This is a genomic window from Lentzea indica, assembly GCF_012184385.1.
Taxonomy (GTDB): Bacteria; Actinomycetota; Actinomycetes; order Mycobacteriales; family Pseudonocardiaceae; genus Lentzea; species Lentzea indica.
In genome coordinates this window covers 1-19,212 of sequence record NZ_VSRL01000069.1, presented here as the reverse complement: position 1 = coordinate 19,212, position 19,212 = coordinate 1, and the positions used below count along the sequence as shown (strand labels likewise).

17 protein-coding genes and 3 pseudogenes are annotated in these 19,212 nt (G+C 68.0%); 12 read left to right on the top strand and 8 right to left on the bottom strand.

The window, feature by feature from the left end:
- Positions 1-13: 13 nt before the first annotated feature.
- Positions 14-1,528: an RNA-guided endonuclease InsQ/TnpB family protein gene (locus FXN61_RS20245; RefSeq protein WP_223165524.1), complete on the bottom strand. Its 1,515-nt coding sequence runs from the start codon at positions 1,526-1,528 to the stop codon at positions 14-16.
- Positions 1,529-1,684: 156 nt separating this feature from the next.
- On the opposite strand from FXN61_RS20245, the gene FXN61_RS20240 reads away from it, so the two are divergent.
- Positions 1,685-2,449: a 3-keto-5-aminohexanoate cleavage protein gene (locus tag FXN61_RS20240; protein WP_223165523.1), complete on the top strand. Its 765-nt coding sequence runs from the start codon at positions 1,685-1,687 to the stop codon at positions 2,447-2,449.
- Positions 2,450-2,493: 44 nt separating this feature from the next.
- Here the strand turns inward: FXN61_RS20240 and FXN61_RS20235 are convergent, their stop codons facing one another.
- Positions 2,494-3,147: an ACT domain-containing protein gene (locus FXN61_RS20235; RefSeq protein WP_030467874.1), complete on the bottom strand. Its 654-nt coding sequence runs from the start codon at positions 3,145-3,147 to the stop codon at positions 2,494-2,496.
- A 230-nt stretch (positions 3,148-3,377) separates the two neighbouring features.
- On the opposite strand from FXN61_RS20235, the gene gatC reads away from it, so the two are divergent.
- From gatC to FXN61_RS20200, 7 genes and pseudogenes are all read left to right on the top strand, one after another.
- Positions 3,378-3,677 carry an Asp-tRNA(Asn)/Glu-tRNA(Gln) amidotransferase subunit GatC gene (gene gatC, locus FXN61_RS20230; RefSeq protein WP_086660690.1) on the top strand — a complete coding sequence of 100 codons (300 nt, stop codon included), beginning with the start codon at positions 3,378-3,380 and terminating at the stop codon, positions 3,675-3,677.
- A pseudogene (gene gatA / locus FXN61_RS20225) lies at positions 3,674-5,157 on the top strand (Asp-tRNA(Asn)/Glu-tRNA(Gln) amidotransferase subunit GatA). Before gatC ends, gatA begins: the two are co-directional and overlap by 4 nt.
- The gene (locus tag FXN61_RS20220) at positions 5,154-5,351 is read left to right on the top strand and encodes a hypothetical protein (protein WP_188135279.1); all 198 of its coding nucleotides are present in this window, start codon (positions 5,154-5,156) and stop codon (positions 5,349-5,351) included. Before gatA ends, FXN61_RS20220 begins: the two are co-directional and overlap by 4 nt.
- Positions 5,348-6,850 carry an Asp-tRNA(Asn)/Glu-tRNA(Gln) amidotransferase subunit GatB gene (gene gatB / locus FXN61_RS20215; RefSeq protein WP_167975614.1) on the top strand — a complete coding sequence of 501 codons (1,503 nt, stop codon included), beginning with the start codon at positions 5,348-5,350 and terminating at the stop codon, positions 6,848-6,850. The genes FXN61_RS20220 and gatB overlap by 4 nt, the downstream gene beginning before the upstream one ends.
- Positions 6,851-7,033: 183 nt before the next feature.
- Positions 7,034-7,282: a hypothetical protein gene (locus tag FXN61_RS20210; RefSeq protein ID WP_167975613.1), complete on the top strand. Its 249-nt coding sequence runs from the start codon at positions 7,034-7,036 to the stop codon at positions 7,280-7,282.
- 129 nt (positions 7,283-7,411) lie between these two features.
- Positions 7,412-9,805, top strand: coding sequence for a CHAT domain-containing protein (locus FXN61_RS20205; protein ID WP_167975612.1), 2,394 nt, complete (start codon positions 7,412-7,414; stop codon positions 9,803-9,805).
- Positions 9,806-10,280: 475 nt separating this feature from the next.
- A complete protein-coding gene (locus FXN61_RS20200; RefSeq protein ID WP_312877870.1) occupies positions 10,281-12,635 on the top strand; it encodes a M14 family zinc carboxypeptidase in 2,355 nt (784 codons plus the stop codon).
- 20 nt (positions 12,636-12,655) lie between these two features.
- Here FXN61_RS20200 and FXN61_RS20195 read toward each other — a convergent pair whose 3' ends face one another.
- From FXN61_RS20195 to FXN61_RS20185, 3 genes are read right to left on the bottom strand one after another with little or no spacing between them, the layout of a single operon-like run.
- The gene (locus tag FXN61_RS20195) at positions 12,656-13,024 is read right to left on the bottom strand and encodes a VOC family protein (RefSeq protein ID WP_167975610.1); all 369 of its coding nucleotides are present in this window, start codon (positions 13,022-13,024) and stop codon (positions 12,656-12,658) included.
- Complete coding sequence (locus tag FXN61_RS20190; RefSeq protein ID WP_167975609.1) at positions 13,021-13,389, bottom strand: SgcJ/EcaC family oxidoreductase; 369 nt, start codon at positions 13,387-13,389, stop codon at positions 13,021-13,023. The genes FXN61_RS20195 and FXN61_RS20190 overlap by 4 nt, the downstream gene beginning before the upstream one ends.
- A complete protein-coding gene (locus FXN61_RS20185; RefSeq protein WP_223165522.1) occupies positions 13,386-13,910 on the bottom strand; it encodes an MPN domain-containing protein in 525 nt (174 codons plus the stop codon). The genes FXN61_RS20190 and FXN61_RS20185 overlap by 4 nt, the downstream gene beginning before the upstream one ends.
- A 146-nt stretch (positions 13,911-14,056) precedes the next feature.
- Here FXN61_RS20185 and FXN61_RS20180 point away from each other — a divergent pair, with 146 nt between their 5' ends.
- Complete coding sequence (locus FXN61_RS20180; protein ID WP_167975608.1) at positions 14,057-14,998, top strand: LysR family transcriptional regulator; 942 nt, start codon at positions 14,057-14,059, stop codon at positions 14,996-14,998.
- Between the two features lie 4 nt (positions 14,999-15,002).
- Here the strand turns inward: FXN61_RS20180 and FXN61_RS55485 are convergent, their stop codons facing one another.
- The 3 genes and pseudogenes from FXN61_RS55485 to FXN61_RS20170 form a co-directional block, all read right to left on the bottom strand.
- Positions 15,003-15,407 (bottom strand): hypothetical protein, encoded by a 405-nt coding sequence (locus tag FXN61_RS55485; RefSeq protein ID WP_312877874.1) that lies wholly within the window; start codon positions 15,405-15,407, stop codon positions 15,003-15,005.
- A 61-nt stretch (positions 15,408-15,468) separates the two neighbouring features.
- Positions 15,469-15,798 (bottom strand): annotated as a pseudogene (locus FXN61_RS55480) (PQQ-dependent sugar dehydrogenase); the annotation flags it as partial.
- A gap of 402 nt (positions 15,799-16,200) precedes the next feature.
- Entirely contained in the window at positions 16,201-17,079 is an 879-nt protein-coding gene (locus FXN61_RS20170) for an alpha/beta fold hydrolase (RefSeq protein ID WP_167975607.1), read from the bottom strand.
- Here FXN61_RS20170 and FXN61_RS20165 point away from each other — a divergent pair.
- The 3 genes and pseudogenes from FXN61_RS20165 to FXN61_RS20155 all read left to right on the top strand — a co-directional run bounded on the left by FXN61_RS20165 (position 17,078) and on the right by FXN61_RS20155 (position 19,079).
- A pseudogene (locus FXN61_RS20165) lies at positions 17,078-18,021 on the top strand (2-hydroxyacid dehydrogenase). The gene FXN61_RS20170 and the pseudogene FXN61_RS20165 sit on opposite strands and share 2 nt — an antisense overlap.
- A gap of 69 nt (positions 18,022-18,090) precedes the next feature.
- Positions 18,091-18,825, top strand: coding sequence for a DoxX family protein (locus FXN61_RS55475; protein ID WP_167975606.1), 735 nt, complete (start codon positions 18,091-18,093; stop codon positions 18,823-18,825).
- An 11-nt stretch (positions 18,826-18,836) separates the two neighbouring features.
- Complete coding sequence (locus FXN61_RS20155; protein ID WP_167975605.1) at positions 18,837-19,079, top strand: hypothetical protein; 243 nt, start codon at positions 18,837-18,839, stop codon at positions 19,077-19,079.
- Positions 19,080-19,212 lie beyond the last annotated feature (133 nt).

Genomic DNA, 19,212 nt, shown 5'->3' with positions numbered 1-19,212 from the left:
GAAGGCGGTGCGATCACAGCCGATTCTGGTGGTAGATCACCGGTCGTGCAGAACGGCGAAGCGAGCTCGCGATCACCGCTTCCTCCGCATGACGGCGACCACGATCACCGTCGCGACCGCGAGCACGCCGGCGATGCCCAGCGCCAGATCTCCCATGGTCGGATCGATCTCTTGGGCTAGTACCAGGGCAAGCCGCATGCCTCCAAGCTAACCGTTGGAGGAAGGCGCCGCCCGAGCTTTCCGTGGGCCGCTGCAAGCCTGTGTCAACTTCTCGGCCCTGACGGGTCGAGCGTGGTGCTCGGTCCGTCAATCCGGGTCGCGTTCCCGTCCGCGGCTGGCTGTCGTGTGCGGGACGCATCCACCCCTCCCCGTCAGGGGACGGTGCGGGCATGTTGACGAATACCCACGCGCGCCGTGCCCGGTTGCGGATGTTCACGGCGGCGACGACGTCGGCGGGTCCAGCGAGACCACACTGACGACAACGAAAATGGTCCCTGGCGGGACGGTTGGAGCGGGACACGTGCGTGCAGCGCGGGCACGTCTGGCTCGTGTATCGGGCGTCGATGACGAGTACCGGTACCCGGGCTCGGCGGGCTTTGTAGGTGATGAACTCGCCGAGCTGGTGGAACGGCCAGGACGAGTGTGTGGCTCGCTGGTGCCGTGCAACCGTGACACGGTCGCGGATGCCGCCCAGTTCTTCCAGGGCGACTCCACGGCCGGTGCGTTGGGCAACAGCCACTATCTCGCTGGCGATGCGGTGGTTGACGTGCCTGGAGTGACGGGCTTCTTTCCTCGCCCGCCGTTTCAGCCTCCGCGTGGCGGACCGGGTGCGTTTGGCCTGCAACTCGGCGCGCTTGCGGGCGTGCCAGCGCCGGTAGCGGTGCAGACGGCGACCGGAGAAGTTGTCGCCGTCACTGGTGGAGGCGAGGTTGGTGATGCCTCGGTCGACGCCGATCCAGTCGGCTGGCTCGATCACGTCCGGCTCGGGGATGTCGCAGGTGGCGATCAAGAACCACAGGCCGTCACGGCAAATCAGATCGGACTCGCCGTGTCGGTGTTCCCGCAGGGTCTTCAACTGGTTGGCCGAACCGGTGAACCGCAGGTTCTTCAGCCTGCCGTGCATGGTCCAGATCGACACGGTTCCGGCGTCGTGCTGCCAGGACAGACAGCGGTCGTCAAAGGTGTGTGCCGCATCCGGCCGGAACCGGATAGGCTTCGAGCAGGCCTTGACCCGGCGCTTCGAACTCGGGCCACCCAGATTGCCGTTGCGGATGTTCGCCCGCAGCATGGTGCAGGCATCGACCGCGCGCTTGATCACGTGCTGCGCCGCCTGCGACCCCAACCCGCGCGCCTTCAACTCGCCGTAACACAGCTTCCGTAGATCCCGCACTGACGCCCTGAGCTCATGGTGGGAGAACCCGACCCCCGACACCCAGTTCACCGCATCGTTGACTGCGGACAGGGTCGCCGCCAGCGCCGAGGCCTGCACGGCATCCGGCAGCAGCTTCACCTGCACCACGACCTTCACAACAGCGACCGTAGCGAACGCATGTTCGAAGACGATCAGCCGGGGTGGGGCCCAATCCAGCTCGCGACACCACTGCGCCGCAGCACTCGGATCGCAGTCGTCGCCCGTGCACAGGCGAGGTTCCTCCGAGATTTGGGGCTTTCACCGCCGGTTCTGGTGGCGGCTTACCAGCACGGCATCGCTGAGCAGCCCCGTTGGAGCAGCGCGCCGGACGAACTTCTGTGGGACGGTGGAGCAGTGCTGCAAGCCTGTCTAAACGGCTCCCGCACAGCCGAGGAGCACCCGGCCCTGCCGCTGTCCCCCGCGCGTCTCGCCGAGGACGCGGCCGACGTCGCCGCGCTCGGTGTCACCTCGGTGCACATCCACCCGAGGGACGTCATCGGCGCACCGACGCTGGCCGGTCCGGAGATCGCCACCACGATCGCCACGGTCAGGGCCGCCGTGCCCGGCATCGAGATCAGCGTGTCGACCGACGTCGCGGGCAGCCTCACCACGTTGGTCGCCAGCTGGGCCGCACTGGCCGCGGGACGCCCGGACGTCGCCAGCGTCCACGTCGGCCGGCCCGGCTGGCGGGAGCTGGCCCAGGCCCTGCGCCAGGTCAACGTCGGCGTCGACCTGGTCGTGGAATCGGCGGTGAAGCTCGCAGAGCTACCGGCGGGCACCACGAGGATCACGGTCACCGCGACCCAGCGGACAGCGGAACAACTGCTGCGGCAGGTGGAACCGTTCGGCCTGCCGATCCTGTTGCACGGCAGGGACGACGACGCCTGGCCCGTCTTCACCTACGCGGCAAGGCTCGAGCACCAGGTGCGCATGGGGCTGGAGGACACCCTCCGGATGCCCGATGGCCGCAAGGCCAGGAACAACGCCGAGCTGATCGCGATGGCCAGGAGGAACCAGAAGGCCAAGGCTCCCAGTTAGGCCTGTTTCTTGATCTCCATCGAACGAGATCCAAGAAACAAGCTCTAGTCCGGCAGCACGACCGCGACGATGCCGGCCAGATGCGCTAAACGTGCCACCTCGGCCGCGCGGAACATCGGCCCGCCAGGACGTCCCACGACCAGCACGCGGTCAGGCTTGCCCAGCGGAGTGGCCGCCAGTTCGGTGCCCAGCTCGCGCCAGGTCTCCGGCACCCACTCCTCCTCGCCGTCGAGCACGGTCGCGCGCTCCAGCGGGAACCACGGCACGTTCGCCATCCGGGTCTCCGGGGCCGCGGAAGACGAGGTCAGCCGGTTGATGCCGGTGCCCTCGGGGCCGACGACGACGGCCCAGCCTGCGCGGATGATCTTCGGGACGCCCTCGGTGAAGACCTCGAGGCCCTTGTGCGGCTCCTCGGCGATCTCCTCGACGAGTTCGAGCTCGCGGTGGGTGTCGAGTATGCCCGCGTAGGGGCGCACCGCGTCGACCTCGACGCCGTCGACGGACTCGGCCGCGGTGATCAACGTGTCGGGCAGGCGGCCGGACGGCAGTTCCACCACGAGGTCGTCGATGGCCACGCCGGAACCGCGTTCCACCACGTCGACGCTGAGTATGTCCGCCCCGATCTCGCCCAAAGCCGTTGCGACCGCGCCGAGGGTGCCGGGACGGTCCGGGAGCTGGACCCGGATCAGGAACGACAAGGTGAACGCCTCCATAGCTCGTGCGCGGGACCCCGCGTCTCGCGCCGTTGCCGGTCGGTGATTCTCGCAGACGCATCGTCAACGCATGACCTGCTGTCCGCGTTGCAGAACGGTTAAGTTGACGTGCTGCTCAACAGTAGAGGCGGTAACCCGTTCGAAGACCGCACTGACCAGCCCATAGACTCACGGGGTTCCCGATTCGAATCCCGACCCTACGGGGGTTGACAGGAGTGCCCAGCATCTCCCGCGACGAGGTCGCGCACCTGGCGAAGCTCGCCAGGCTGGCCGTCACCGAGGACGAGCTCGACTTGTTCGCCGGCCAGCTCGACGTGATCCTCCAGTCGGTGGCCACCGTTGGCGACATCGCCACGGCTGACATCCCGCCGACGTCGCACGCCGTTCCGCTGACCAACGTCTTCCGCGAGGACGTGGTCCGTCCGAGCCTCGGTCAGCAGCAGGCGCTCTCCGGCGCTCCTGAGGCCGAGGACGGCCGGTTCCGCGTGCCCCGCATCCTTGGTGAGGAAGCATGACCAACGACCTGATCCACGCCACCGCGGCCGAGCTCGCCGCGAAGATTCACAGCGGTGAGATCTCCAGCGTCGAGGTCACGCAGGCTCACCTGGACCGCATCGCCGAGACCGACGGGAAGGTCAACGCCTTCCTGCACGTCGACACCGAGGGCGCGCTCGCGCAGGCCCGCAAGGTCGACGAGGACGTCAAGGCCGGCAAGGTCGTCTCACCGCTCGCGGGTGTTCCGCTGGCGCTGAAGGACGTCATGACCACCGAGGGCGTGCCGACGACCGTCGGTTCCAAGATCCTCGAGGGCTGGCTGCCGCCGTACGACGCGACGGTGACCCGCAAGCTCAAGGAAGCCGGCGTCGTCATCCTCGGCAAGACGAACATGGACGAGTTCGCCATGGGTTCGTCGACCGAGAACTCGGCGTACGGCCCCACGCACAACCCGTGGGACCTCGAGCGCATCCCCGGCGGCTCCGGCGGTGGCTCGTCCGCCGCGCTGGCAGCCCACCAGGCGCCGCTCGCGATCGGCACCGACACCGGCGGCTCGATCCGCCAGCCCGGCGCCGTCACCGGCACCGTGGGCGTGAAGCCCACCTACGGCGGTGTTTCGCGCTACGGCCTGGTGGCGTTCTCGTCGAGCCTCGACCAGGCCGGTCCGTGTGCCCGCACGGTGCTCGATGCCGCGCTGCTGCACGAGATCATCGCCGGCTACGACGAGATGGACTCCACCTCGATCAACGCCCCGGTGCCGCCGGTCGTCGCCGCCGCCCGCGAGGGCCAGAACGGCGACCTGTCCGGCCTGCGCGTCGGTGTCGTCACGCAGTTCAGCGGTGAGGGCTACCAGCAGGGCGTGCTGCGCAGCTTCGAGGCCGCCGTGTCGCAGCTCAAGGAGCTGGGTGCGGAGATCGCGGACGTGTCGTGCCCGAGCTTCGACTACGCGCTGCCCGCCTACTACCTCATCGCGCCGAGCGAGTGCTCGTCGAACCTCGCCCGGTTCGACGCCATGCGCTACGGCCTGCGCGTCGGCGACGACGGCACGCGCAGCACCGAGGAGGTCATGTCGCTGACCCGCGAGGCCGGTTTCGGCCCCGAGGTCAAGCGCCGCATCATGATCGGCACGTACGCGCTGTCGTCGGGTTACTACGACGCGTACTACGGCTCGGCCCAGAAGGTCCGCACGCTGATCACGCAGGACTTCGCGAAGGCGTTCGAGAACTTCGACGTGCTCATCTCGCCGACCACGCCGACCACGGCGTTCAAGATCGGTGAGCGCGCGAACGACCCGATGGCCATGTACAAGGCGGACCTCTGCACGATTCCCGCGAACCTCGCGGGCACCCCGGCGATGAGCGTCCCGAGTGGTCTGTCCGATGAGGACGGCATGCCGGTCGGCCTGCAGATCATGGCTCCGGCGCTGCAGGACCATCGCATGTACGCCTCGCCGCGGCGTACGAGGCCGCGCGTGGCGGGTTTGGGGGTCCGTCGCTGTGAACATCAAGAAGGCCAGGGGCTTCCTCGGCCTCGCAGGCGCCGTGGCGGGAGCCGTGGGCGCGTTCTCGGGCTTCAAGGCCGCCCGTGAGAAGAAGGACAAGCTGGCCCTGGCGAACGCGATCGCCAGCATCGCCGTGGCGGTCACGGGTGCTGCGCTGGCCGTTCGCGCTCTGCGGAAGGACGAGTTGGCATGACCTCTCTGGCTGAGCTGATGGACTACGACGAGGTCATCGAGAAGTACGACCCCGTCCTGGGCCTCGAGGTGCACGTCGAGCTGCACACCAACACGAAGATGTTCTGCGGCTGCGCGAACGAGTTCGGCGGCGAGCCGAACACGAACACCTGCCCGACGTGCCTGGGTCTTCCCGGCTCGCTCCCGGTGGTGAACGGCAAGGCCGTCGAGTCCGCGATCCGCATCGGCCTCGCGCTGAACTGTGAGATCGCCGAGTGGTGCCGGTTCGCGCGGAAGAACTACTTCTACCCGGACATGCCGAAGAACTTCCAGACGTCGCAGTACGACGAGCCGATCGCCTTCAACGGCTGGCTCGACGTGACGCTGGACGACGGCGAGATCATCCGGGTCGAGATCGAGCGCGCGCACATGGAGGAGGACACCGGCAAGTCGCTGCACGTCGGCGGTGCCACCGGTCGCATCCACGGCGCCGAGCACTCGCTGCTCGACTACAACCGCGCCGGCGTGCCGCTGATCGAGATCGTCACGAAGATGATCCCGGGCACCGGCAAGCGTGCTCCCGAGGTGGCCCGCGCGTACGTCACGGCGCTGCGCGACCTGCTCAAGGCGCTCGACGTGTCGGACGTCCGCATGGACCAGGGCTCGCTGCGTTGCGACGCGAACGTCTCGCTCTCGCCGAAGACCACCGGCGCACTGGGCACCCGCACCGAGACCAAGAACGTCAACTCGCTGCGCAGCGTCGAACGCGCCGTCCGCTTCGAGATGACGCGTCAGGCCGCCGTGCTGGAGTCCGGCGGTTCCGTGACCCAGGAGACCCGTCACTTCGACGAGTCCTCGGGTTCGACGTCGCCCGGCCGCAAGAAGGAGACGGCGGAGGACTACCGCTACTTCCCCGAGCCGGACCTGGTCCCGATCGCGCCGTCGCGCGAGTGGGTCGAGGAGCTGCGCGGCACCCTGCCCGAGCTGCCCTGGGAGCGCCGCGCGCGCATCCAGAAGGAGTGGAACCTCACCGACGAGGTGCTGCGCGACCTGGTCAACGCCAACGCGCTGGACCTCATCATCGCCACCGTCGAGGCGGGCGCGAAGCCGGACGAGGCCCGCTCGTGGTGGGTGTCGTACCTGGCCCAGCAGGCCAACTCGAAGGGCGTCGAGCTCCCCGACCTGGCCATCACCCCCGCCCAGGTGGCGCGGGTGATCGAGCTGGTCAACTCCGGCACGCTGACCAACAAGCTTGCCCGAGAGGTCGTCAACGGCGTCCTCGAAGGCGAGGGCTCCGCGGACGACGTCATCGAGAAGCGCGGCCTCAAGGTCGTGTCCGACGACTCGGCGCTGGAGAAGGCCGTCGACGAGGCCCTCGCGGCCCAGCCGGACGTGGCTCAGAAGATCCGCGACGGCAAGGTCCAGGCGGCCGGCGCCATCGTCGGCGCGGTCATGAAGGCCACGAAGGGCCAGGCCGACGCGGCACGCGTGCGCGAGATCGTGCTCGCACGCTGCTCCTAGATACATAATCGAAGCAAGAATCACAAAGGGTCACCTGTTTGTGCAGGTGACCCTTTGTGATCTTAGGCCGACCGAGTGGCTGTTAGCTAATTGAGACGTATACCCGTAGCCGTGTGTGCGATTCTCTCCGTGCGTCCATCTGGGGGGATGGACAGTAATAGTCCAAACGAGGGGGGAAACCTCATGAGTGCACAGCGCGAAGGATTCTTGGGCGACATCCTGGACAAGGTCAAGGACCTGATCACGGACGAGGATCCCAAGGACCCGAAGCCGCCACAGGAAGACCCGCCGCTCACCCCGCAGTGCTGCGGACAGCCTCCCGGCCACCCGTTGGTCGGTGAGCCGCGGTTGCTTTCCGAGGGCCCGGTCGAGCACGAGCGCGACTGCCCGAACCACCCGGACAACCTGGCGAAGGAAGATGTAGCCAGCTAGTCACACTCTGCGGTGTCCGTCGACCAGGTCTGCGCCTGGTTGGCGGACAGCGCCATTTGGAGGCATGTGGTGTGATGATCACATGCCCGCTCGTGCATTGGACACAGCGCGCGAGTTGTTCAAAAGGGGATGGCGGACCACGCCAGGTACCGCCTGCCAGCCGCCATCCGCCTGCTGAAGCGTGCACTCGCGCACGCTGACCGCGCTCCTGACACCCCGGAACGGACGGAGCTGCGGGTTCGCATCCTCTACACGCTCGGCCGCTGCCTTGGCGAGACCAGTGGCATGGAGATCGCGGTCGAGCTCTTCGACGAGGCCAGGCGCGAGGTCGAACGCCTGCCCGACCTGTGGACGCGCGCCCAGCTGAACGGGAGCATCGCCTACAGCCAAGGCGTTGTGATCATGCGCATGGGCCAGCCTGAGCAGGCGGTCCAATGGTTCAGCGTCCACATCACCTGGGCCGAGCAGGAGATCGCGCACTCGTCTGAGCGAATCGACTCCGAGTTCTGGATGAAGGTCGCCTCGTCGTTGATCGCCCGCGCCTTCGCTTGCGCAGCGATCCGCAGGCGTGGACCAGCGATCGCGGATCTCGAACGCGCCATTTCGCTGTCCAGTGAACATCAGTTGGACGATCTCCGCCCGTACGCGGTCCACGCACTCGCCAACATTCACAAGCAGAGTGGAGACCTCGCAGAGGCGTTGCGCCGCTATGACGAGACAGTGCGCATCCTCCGCTCCGAAGAGCAGTTCTCTCTGCTCGCCGGAGTTCAGCTCGACCAGGCCGAGCTGATGCTGATGGTCGGACTGTCAGATGAGGCCGGTCGGCACCTCGACGAGGCGTTGCCGGTGATGCGCAAGGAGAAGCGCCAGCAGGACGTCGCAGAGGTCGAGATGTTCCGCGCGTCGGCCGCGTTGCTCGACGACCAGTTCGACCTGGCCCGACGGATGGCGAAGGCGTCGTTGCGCAAGCTGGAGAAGCGCGGCAGCACCTGGTGGATGATGGCCGCCCTGATCGAACTCTGGGCGCACGCCATGCAGGCGAAGCGCGTGACGACGGCGCTTGTGCAGAAGGCACTGAATCTTTCCGATCACCTGGCCGCCAACCACCTCATCGATGAGGCCCGGCTCGCGAAGCTGTTGGCGGCGCGGCTGGAGGTCCGGCGGGGTCGGCTCGCCGATGGAGAGGAACTGCTGCGACACCTGCCAGGTCCACGTGCGGTCACCCCGATCGATCACCGCATGCAGCGCCGCCTCGTGCTGGCCGAACTCGCACTGGCCAAAGGCAATCGCCGTGCGGCGCTGCTGCACACGCGCAAGGGCCTGGAGGAACTGAGCCAGGTGCGGGACCAGCTCGGTGGTCTCGAGCTGGTGTCCGCGGCGGCGGTCCACAGCCGTGAGCTGGGTGAGCTGGCCATCCGCCTGGTGCTGGCGGGCAACAACGCGAGGCAATTGTTCGTGTGGCTGGAGCGCACACGAGCGCAGACCTACCGCTACGAACCGCTGGAGCACGTCGAGAACCCGGAGCTGGCCGAACGGATCATCGAGGTGCGTGGTCTCGGCCGCGACCTGATGCGCGCTGGTCTGGATGGCCGGCCCACCGCCGAACTGCGGGCGAAGCTGGCGAAGACCCAGCGGGAGGCCAACAGGCTCGGGTGGAACGCCCAGCGGTGGGGCAGGCCCCGGCCGATGGCAGGCATCAACGAGGTCGTCGCCGCGCTCGGTGAGCGGGCGATGGTCAGTTTCGTGGTGTCCGGGGGCGAGATGGTGGCTGTCGTCATCGCTGGTGCCAAAGTGCGCATGGTGCGGCTCGGGGACGCGCACGACGCGTTGGAGAGCGCGAGGAAGCTCCACTTCGACCTCAACGCACTGGCGCCCGACCACCTGCCGCAGCCCTTGGTGCAGGTCATCGGTGCGTCTGCGCGCAGGCAGGCCGATCGTCTGGACGAGTTGCTGATCAAGCCGCTCAGGGCGCTCATCGGGGAGCGCGAGCTGGTCATGGTGCCCACCGGGCCGTTGTACGCGGTGCCGTGGGGTGTCCTTCCGAGCCTGCACGGCCGGCCTGTCGCCACGGCGCCCTCCGCGACGGCCTGGTTCGCGGCCGCCCAGCCGGGCAAGCCGAAGACCGACAAGGTGCTGCTGGTGACAGGGCCTGGCCTCAGCCTGCCGAACGGTGAGGTCGACCGGCTCGCCGCGCACCACGACCACGCCACCGTCCTTTCCGGTGATGACGCGACGGCGGTCGAGCTGCTCGCCCATCTCGACGGAGCCGATCTGGTGCACGTCGCCGCCCACGGCGAACACGAGACCGAAAACGCCTTGTTCTCTCGTCTCGAACTGGTCGACGGTCCGCTGTTCGCGCACGAGTTGGGCAGGCTGAGGAAGCCGCCCGCGCACGTGGTGCTCGCGGCGTGCGAGCTGGCGTTGAACCGCATCAGGCCTGGTGACGAGGCCCTTGGGTTCGCAGGCGCGATGCTCGCGGGCGGCACGCGGACCGTCGTCGCCGCGGGCCAGCAAGGTCGGTGACGAGGCCAGCGCCGCCGCGATGGCCGACTACCACCGGGCCCTTGCCGCCGGTGCCGCGCCCGCTGTGGCGCTGGCCGAGGCTATGGCGAAGGACCCGTTCCGCAGGCCGTTCCTGTGTCTTGGCTCTGGCTAGGCCGTTCGAGTGGTTGTACGGCGTTCAGTGAAATGAACGCGCTGGTCAGTGGTGATTTGTGCCCCGATTAGCGATCGAGTTTGGTGAACTTCTCTCGCTCACGGGTGACTTCCTGTGCCACTCTGCTGGTTCAAGTCTTGACCGAGGGGAAACAACGGCCCGCCTATCGGCTCTAGTCGATGAGCGGGCCGTTGTGCGAGAAACGACCGCATGCGCAGAACTCTGCTCGCTGTTCTCCTGGCAGTCACCGCGGCGGTGGCGGCGCCCGTCAGTGGAACAGCACAACCGTCGAACCCAGATCGTGAGCCCGGAAACGGGCCTGAGCGCAATGAAGTCGCGGCCGTGGACAGCGCTCTCACGGCGCAGCTGGTCCAGGCCCGGGGGGAGAACCAGGCCGACCGCTACCAGGGCTATCCACGCAGGACGAAGCTGCGGACGTACCCCGAGAACCCTGCAGACAAGACCATCAAGCTCAACCTGGCGCCGTACCACTCGCTCGCGCCGAAGCTGAACGCGTTGCAGCAGAAGAGCAACAGGATCTCGGTCGAGGTCGTCGGCCAGTCAGGACTCGGCCGCGACCTGTACCTGGTCACGCTGACCGCGCCCGAGAGCCCGGCGCAGACCAGGCTGCAGGAGCAGTTCAGGGCGAGCATCGAGGAAGGGCGCAAGGTCCCGGCCGGCCTCTACAAGGCGCCGGTCTGGATCAACAACAACATCCACGGCGACGAGTGGGAAGGCACTGACGGCGCGCTGCGCGTCATCGAGCACCTCGCCACGAGCGACGACTCCGAGACCAAGAACCTGTTGCGCCGCAACAGGATCTACTTCAACCTGACGGCGAACCCGGACGGCCGCGTCGCCGGCACCCGGCAGAACAACGCGGGCTTCGACCTCAACCGCGACTTCGCCACGAGTTCGCAGCCGGAGAACCGGGTGATGCGCGAGATCGTGGAGAACACCCAGCCGTTGATGATGCTGGACGAGCACGGCTACGTGGAGAACACGCTCATCGAGCCGACCACTCCGCCGCACGGCCAGAACTACGACTTCGACCTCTACATCAAGCACGGCCTGGCCAACGGCCTCGTGATGGAGAAGGACGTCCAGTCGCTGGGCCACCCGGAGGCGGCGAAGCCGGAGATCCCGTTCCGCGACTACGACCCCGGCGTGTGGGACGGCTGGGCGCCGATCTACACCGCGCAGTACTCGATGTACCACGGCGCCATCTCGTACACGATCGAGATCCCGCAGCAGGTCAACCGCCAGGCGTACGACACGCTCCCGGCGACTGAGCTGCAACGCAGGACGAAGATCAACACCGACGTCGTCGAGTCCACCATCAAGACCACGATCGACTACGTGGACGACCACCGCGGCGACCTGATCTCCAACCAGGCCGAGATGTTCCGCCGGGGCAAGGCGGGTGAGCCGCAGCGCGAGATCCCGGACGGCTTCGTGCCCGGCTTCGGACCGGAAGACCGCTACCGCACGGAGTTCCCGCGCGCCTACGTGATCACGAACGACCGCTCGGCACCCGCCGCGGCCCGGCTCGTCGATCTCCTGGTCGCCCACGACGTCCGGGTGGAACGGGCCGAGAAGCCGTTCTCGCTGGGCGGCAAGCGTTATCCGGCTGGGTCGTACGTGGTCGACATGCACCAGCCGAAGCGTGCGCTCGCGAACGTGATGCTGGAGCAGGGCAGCGACATCAGCGCCAAGGTGCCGGTGATGTACGACATCTCCGGCTGGAGCCACCGCCTGCTCTGGGGTGCGTCGATCGACATCTACAAGAACGGCCCGTTCCACTTCAACGGCAAGGACGTTGTCGCGGCGGCCCCGACCGGCGACGTCGGCGCGGCTCCCGGCGCAGACCTCGCCCTGACGTTGAACGACGCCAAGGACGCCAACGCCGTCAACGACCTGCTCGGCCGTGGCATCGCGTTGCGGCGCCAGGACGACGGCACGATCGTGGTTCCGGCCGCCGACAGGCTCGCCGCGCGGGAGGTCGCCGACCGCTACGGCGTGCGATTCACGACGGCCAAGCCGGGCGGAACGGCGTTGCAGCGCAAGACGATCGCGGCCGCGGTCGGCCCTGACGAGCTGCAGGTGCTGCGCGAGTCCGGTTTCGACGTCCGCACGATCTCGACCGCCGTGCTCAACGCGGGCTTCGACTGGTCGCGGATCGACGTGCTGTTCGTGTCGTCGGGCCTGAACTACACGCAGCTCACCGCTGCTGCCAAGGCCGGGCTCGACGAGTTCCTGAAGCGCGGTGGCGTCGTCACCCGCGGCGCGACGGGCGGCAAGTTCAACGTGGACGCCAAGCTGCTGCAGGCCACGCCGGTCGCGGGCTGGGAGGACGCCAACGGAGTGGTGAACGTCGTCAACGGCACCGGCCCGATCGGCACCGGAGCCCTCCAGCACTCGTTCGTCTACTCGCCGCAGTGGTTCACGAACCTCGGTGCGGGTGTGACGGTCGAGCAGCGGTACGGCTCCACGGTGATCGCCGCAGGTCACTGGCGCCCGCGTGACAACGGCACCGGTGGCCAGGACGCCGCCGCGGGTCAGGCGGCGGTCGTCTCCGGCACGGCGGCGGCCGGCGCTCGCGTCGTCCTGTTCGGCACCGAGCCGATGTTCCGCAACCACCCCAAGGGCCTGTACGCCCAGGTCGCACGCGCCATCTTCTGGACGGGTACGCGCTAGCCGGCCGGAGCCGGGGAGGTTCAGGCCTCCCCGGCTCCTGGCGGCAGGAAGCCGTGGGCGGACAGGTCGAACCAGTTGCCCTCGGGGTCGATCGCGCGGTACTCGGCGAAGGGGCGGTCGCCGCCGCGCAGTGCGGGGCGAGGTTCGAGGGTCTCCAGGTACGGCGCGACATCCGGGACGTGGAAGCCGAAGTGGTTGAAGCCGGTCGGCACGTCCCCGTCCAGCCGCTGCTGGATCAACGCCAGGTTGATGTACCCGTCGGTGACGAAGTGGCTGCCGTCGGGGTCGGTGTGGAACAGCTCCATCCCGAACCGCGAGGTGTAGAAGTCAGCCATCTCCTTCGCGTCCCGCACGACGAACGCGATGTGGCGCAACCGGGGCCTGCTCACGACTTTCCCTTCGGGATCATGTTGTGGAACGCGGCGATCTCCCACCCGCCGTCGCGCTGCACGACGACGGCCTGCGCGTGTGTGGTGATGCCCGGTGGCGAGATGGAAGACCTGACGTGCACGAGCGAGATCCCGTCGGACAGCGGCCTGATCAGGCTGATCTCCGCGGTCAGCACGGTGTCGCGATAAAGCCCGGCGAACAGCTGCCCGTGGCCCGCCGCGACGGCACGCCGCCCGTACAGCTCCTCACCGCGCACGGTCACGAAGTCGACGTCCTCGGCGAAGACACCGGCGAACGCGTCGCCGTCCCCGTCGGCCCAGCCCTTCTCCATGCGCCGCCAGAGCTCGTAGATCGGTTCGGTCATGTGTGGTTCATCCTCAACGGCAGGCGCAGGCACTCGGCGTCCCACGCGGCGAGCGAGTAGTAGAGGCCGCCATGGCGGCGTTCGAGGTAGCAGACGACGTTCACGGGCCATCCGCTGTTGCGGAACATGTGCTCGTCCATCGGCGTCGGGTGGTCGCTCAACGGCCGGTCGCGCTCGCACTCGGGTCCGAGGCGGTGCCAGTCCGGGTGCAGGTGGATCGAGCCGAGCACGTCCAGGCCCCGCGCGTCCGCCGTCCGCGTGATCGTGAGCAGGTCCGCGGGGTCGAGCCACCACGCCCGCACCGGGTTCTCGTACGCCGTGCCGAAGCGCGGCACGATCGTCGAGGCGAACTCCTCGCGCGCTGAAGGATCGGTCAGGCGCGCGTTGCGGCCGAACGCCACCTCCCGCACCACGGCCTCCGTGTCGGCCGACCGGCCGAGCAGCACCGCGAAACATGGTCTCGGTTCATCCTCGGTGATGAACGAGTATTCGGCGGACGCGGCCTCCAGAAACGTTTTCACTGCGCGATCCGAAAACAGCACCGCATCGGTGCGCGTCGGACGCTCGGCCAATTCCATCACATCGGCGAACGTATCGAGACGACATCGTCTCACGCGAGATTCCGGAGGGTATTGTGGCTATTACATTGAGCGATAACATGAGCCGCATGCGTCTCGAAGTGCGCCATCTCGAAGTGGTCGTGGCGATCGCCGACTGCGGCAGCCTGCGCAAGGCGGCCGCACGCCTGCACCTCACCCAGCCCGCGGTGACGACGCAGCTCAAACGCATCGAGGACCATCTGGGTGGCGCACTGTTCCTGCGTACGGCCGATGGCGTGCGGCTCACGCCGACCGGCCAGGATTTCGTGCAGGAAGCGCGGTCGATGCTCACCCAGCTGGTCGCGCTGGAACGCGTAACGCGCCGTAACGCGCAAAGCTCCAGCGCTCCGACCAGGCTCGCAGGAATCCCCGCTCATCACTTCGGACTACTCGTGAGCGCTCTGAAAGACAACGTCACGAGTCGCACCATCAAGGAGACCGGGACGCTCACCGCGTTGCTCACGACGGGCGAACTCGACATCGCGGTCATGCGTCAATTTCCCGGTACTCCGCTTTCGCTACCGCCGAACGTGGGACACCGCCTGCTCACGCGAGAGCCGCTGTTCGTCGGAGTGCCCGACCACCACCCGTGCGCACAGGAACCCGAGATCCCGCTCGAAGCGCTCGCCGGCGACAAGTGGGTCATGCCAGAGCCGGACGACAGCGGCATGAACGCCCACTTCGCCCGCGAGTGCGCGGCGGCCGGGTTCGAGCAGCGGATCGCGCACTTCAGCAGCGAGGCGCACGTCGCGCTGACGTTGATCAGGGAGGCCGGCGCGGTGTGCCCGCTCTACCCGGTCGGCGGCACCCCACCCGGTATCGCACGGCTGCCGGTCACGGGAAACCCGCTGGTCCGGGAGGTCGTGCTGGCTTGGCGCACCGACGCGCCCGTGGCAGGGGAAATCGACGACCTGTGCGAGCAGGTCGCGGCCGGGTACCTGAAGCTGGTCGAGGAGAGCGAGGTCTACGCGCGGTGGTGGCGCGAAGGCGGAGAGGCCTTCGCGACCTAGCGGCCTAGTCCTTACCGCCGCCGCCTCCACCTTCACGCACGATGATCGCGACCCGGTCGTCCGACGACAGCGGCTGGCCACCGGCCTTGTTGACCGTGCCGACCAGCGACGCCGAGTCGTTCAGCATCTCCATCGGCCCCATCCGGCCGTAGCCGTTCTCCTGCATCGTGAGCTCCGGCTTGCCCGTGAAGGCACCGGCGGCGTTCATCGACAGCGTCTGCATGCCGGGCGTCTTGGACGTCGTCACGGTCAGGTTGTCCGAGTACGAGGCGCAGCCCATCACACCGGGCTTGTCCGGCCAGTTCCACGCCACCTCGCCGAGCTTGCCGGCCGTGACGCGGTAGACGACGTCGGCGTTCGCGGCCCAGTCGGTCACCCAGATCTTCTGGCGTCCGCCGACGACGCTCACAGGCGCCGGGCAGTCGCAGCCCGGACGAGACGACCGCGGAGTCCGCCGTCGGGTTGCCCTGCGCGGGCTTGCCGGAACCGTCGATGCGCAGCACCTTGCCGGCCAGGGAGGTCGGGTCGGCGGCCAGCGCGGGGTTCCCCGCGTCACCGGTGGCCACGAGGAGCGAGCCCTTGCGGTCGCTGGCGAGCACGCCGCGGTTGCCGGACGGGCCCTTCGGGATGCCGGTGAGGATCGGTTTGGGCGTGTCGCCCGGCGCCGTCCGCAGCACCCGGTTGTCCGTCGCCGTCGTCACGTACACGTACGCGAGCTGGTCCTCCGCGAACGTCGCCGACAGCGCGAGCCCGGTCAGCCCGCCGTCGGACGACGTGTCGGTCTCGATCTGCGCGATCACGACGGGGTCGACGTCCTTGGTGACCTTGACCAGGCGTCCACCGCGTTCCGTCGCGTAGGCCGCGACGCCGCCCTGAGCGTCCGCGCCGATCGGGGCGACACCCGTGACGGTGTTGAGGCACGTGGCGATCACGCCGGGGTTGAAGTCCTTGCAGCCCTGCGGCGGCGGCACGCTCTGCGGCGGCTGTCCCTTGCCCTGCTCACCAGGCGTCGGCCGGAACTCGCCCGGCAGCTCGGGCTTCGGGCCCGCCTGCGGGGTCAGCTGTGGCTGGGCGCTCCAACTCGTCGGTGCCGGCTGGTCGGGAAAGCTCGCGCAGCCCCCTGCCAGCAGGCAGGCGGCGGTCAGCAACACGACGGAACGAACCACGACTCCCAGGCTAGGTGTGCGACCGTGAACCCGAAGTCAACTTCTCGACTCGATCGCGAAGTCGACCGAGTGCACCCGGCCGAGCAGCAGGTCGAGCTCGGCCGACACGACCTCGGGTGCCTCCAGCGGCAGATAATGGCTGCACGGCAGCACCCGCAGCCGGGCCTGGGGCAGTGCGCCGACGGGACCGGACATGCTCTCCGTCGTCGCCAGCAGGTCGTCACGGCCGGCCAGGAGTGTGACCGGGCACACGATCGGGCTGAGGTCCTGGCGCGGTGTCTCGCCCAGCGCGAGCGCCAGAGTGAAGTACCAGCGCCAGTCGTGCTGCAGGAACCGGCTGACCGCGTTCGTCACGACCTTCGGGTCACTGCTCGGCTTGATCACACCGCTGTGCCGCAGCAGGAACGTCGTCAGGTCCGTCACCGGGACGCGGTGCAGCACCTTGTCCAACACCGGACCGGCCTGTTGCAGCAGCTTCGTGCCGGTCAGCCCGACGAACCGCCGGACGTTCTTGGGCAGCAACGGCAGCATGCCGTCGAACGAGTCGCCCGGCGCTCCCGTGACGAGCAGCAGGCCCGCCACCCGTTCCGGATGACGCAACGCCAGCTCGGCCGCGATCGTGACGCCCATCGACCAGCCCATGACGACGCACCGCTCGACGCCCGCGTCGTCCAGTACGGCGATTGCGTCCGAAACGTGGTCGTCCAACGAGATGTTGCGCTCGTCCACGGGCCTGTCGGAGCCCATCGTGCCGCGCATGTACCAGCTGAGCAGACCACCTCGGTCGGTCAGCGACGGCCACGACTCCGGCCCGGAACCCACGCCTGGGCACAGGAGGACGGGCAGGCCGTCACCATCCGCCTGCCACGTTCGGATCTTCGTGCCGTCCCAGGAGATGACGTCGTGCTCCCGCATGGTCGTCATTCTGACGTACTTTGCTCTTGTGACGCTCACCGTGCTCGTGCCAGATGATTTCGGAGTTCAGGTGCTGTCCGGGGTGGACGGTGTCCGGCCTGTTCCGTACACGCCGGGACAGCCGCTGCCGACCGAAGCGCTGGATGCCGAGGTCCTGGTGCCGAAGTTCCTCGCGGGCACCGACCCGCGCGACGTGTTCGCACAGTTGCCGAATCTCAAGCTCGTGCAGTTGCTGAGCGCGGGTGCGGAGAACTTCGTCGGCAAGGTGCCCGACGGTGTGATGCTCTCGACCTGCCGCGGCGCGCACGGCGGCAGCACGGCTGAGTGGGCCATCGGCGCGTTGTTGGCCATATACCGAGAGTTCCTCGTTTTCGAACGTGCCCGCGCCGAGGGCCGCTGGGACTACCACCTGACGGACACCTTGCAGGACAAGAAGGTTCTGATCGTGGGCGCCGGCGACTCGGCGAGCAGCTGCGGCGGCGCCTGGAGCCGTTCGACGCCACCGCCGTGCTCGTCGGCCGCACCGCCCGTGACGGCGTGCACGGCGTGGACGAGCTGCCGGCGTTGCTCCCGGAGTTCGACGCGGTGGTCGTCTTCACGCCGATGACCGAGGAGACCCGGCACCTGGTCGACGCCAAGTTCCTCGCCGCGATGAAGGACAACGCGATCCTCGTCAACGGCGCCCGCGGCCCTGTCGTCGACACCGATGCATTGCTCGCGGAACTGAATTCCGGGCGACTGCGCGCGGCACTGGACGTGACCGATCCCGAACCGCTTCCCGCCGATCATCCACTGTGGACCGCACCGGGGTTGCTCCTCACCCCGCACGTGGCCGGAAGCTGCACGGGGCATGTGCAGCGCGCCTACGCCATCGTCGCGTCGGAGGTCGCTCGCTACGCCGCGGGGGAGCCCCCACGCAATCTTGTGAACGGTACTTATTAGGCCATATGGGTTAACCTGGGCTGCCGTTCGGCTCTCGCGCGCGCTGTGCGGGTCTCCTAGCGTGCGGGCGTGGCTACTCACGACAAAGGCTCGACCACATCGAGCGCTTTCTCCGACGACTCGTTCTACTCGGGCAGCGGAGGGGGAGTGCACCACTTCGACGACAGCACGGCCAGAGTCGGCGAAGGTGCCGGGTCGCCGTACGACTCGACGACGAAGGCGTTCGACACGACGGGCTACACGCCGCTGGACAAGTCCACTGTGGACGACTCGTTCGTTGACGACGACCCGTTCGACGACGGCCGCAAGAAGTTCGGCTGGACCGCCGGCCCCGACCTCGGCCTGCTCGGGCTGCGCGCGGTGCTCGGCGGCATCTTCGTGCTGCACGGCCTGCAGAAGGTCTTCGGTCTCTTCGGCGGCCCCGGCATCAACGGCTTCGCGCAGTCGCTCGAGAAGATGGGCTACCGCGAGTCGGTCGTCCTCGCCTGGGTCACCGGCGTCACGGAACTGGTCGGCGGAGGCCTGCTCGTGCTCGGCCTCTTCACGCCGCTGGCCGCGGCGGGCCTGCTCGCGGTGATGGCCAACGTCATCGCGCTGAAGTACAAGGGCGGCTTCTTCGGCCCCAACGGCGTGGAGCTGGAGCTGGCGCTCGCGGGCATGGCGTTCGCCGCGCTGTTCGCAGGCCCTGGCCGGGCCGCGCTGGACTACAACCGCAGCTGGTTCCGTCACCCCGTGGCGGCCGGGTTCATCGCACTCCTGCTCGGAGCAGGCGGTGCGGCGGTGACGTTCTTCGTGTTCCGGTAAGAACATCTGTTGTGCGGAAGAACGTAACGGGAGCGTTGCTCCAGCTCGCCCTGCTGGTGATCGGGATTCCGGTCGTGTACCTGGTGGCGTTCCCGTTCGGTCTCACCGCGAAGTCCCTGCTACCGCCGCTGGGTCTGCTCGCGGGCCTCATCGTCAGCGGTGTCATGGTCAAGAAGACAGACCAGCCCGTCAGCGGACCGCTGACGGGCTGGCTCGTTTTCGGCGCCTGTCTGGCGCTTGCCATCGCCATCTGACGTCTGCAAGTACTACCAACAGCCCTGTTGGTAGTGAGCCTTTTCCATCCTCATGATCGAGTCTGTTGTTCGAGGACGTGGATGGCGCGGGCGTAGTGGGTGACCTGTTCGGGGCTGGCGCGGACTCGGGTGA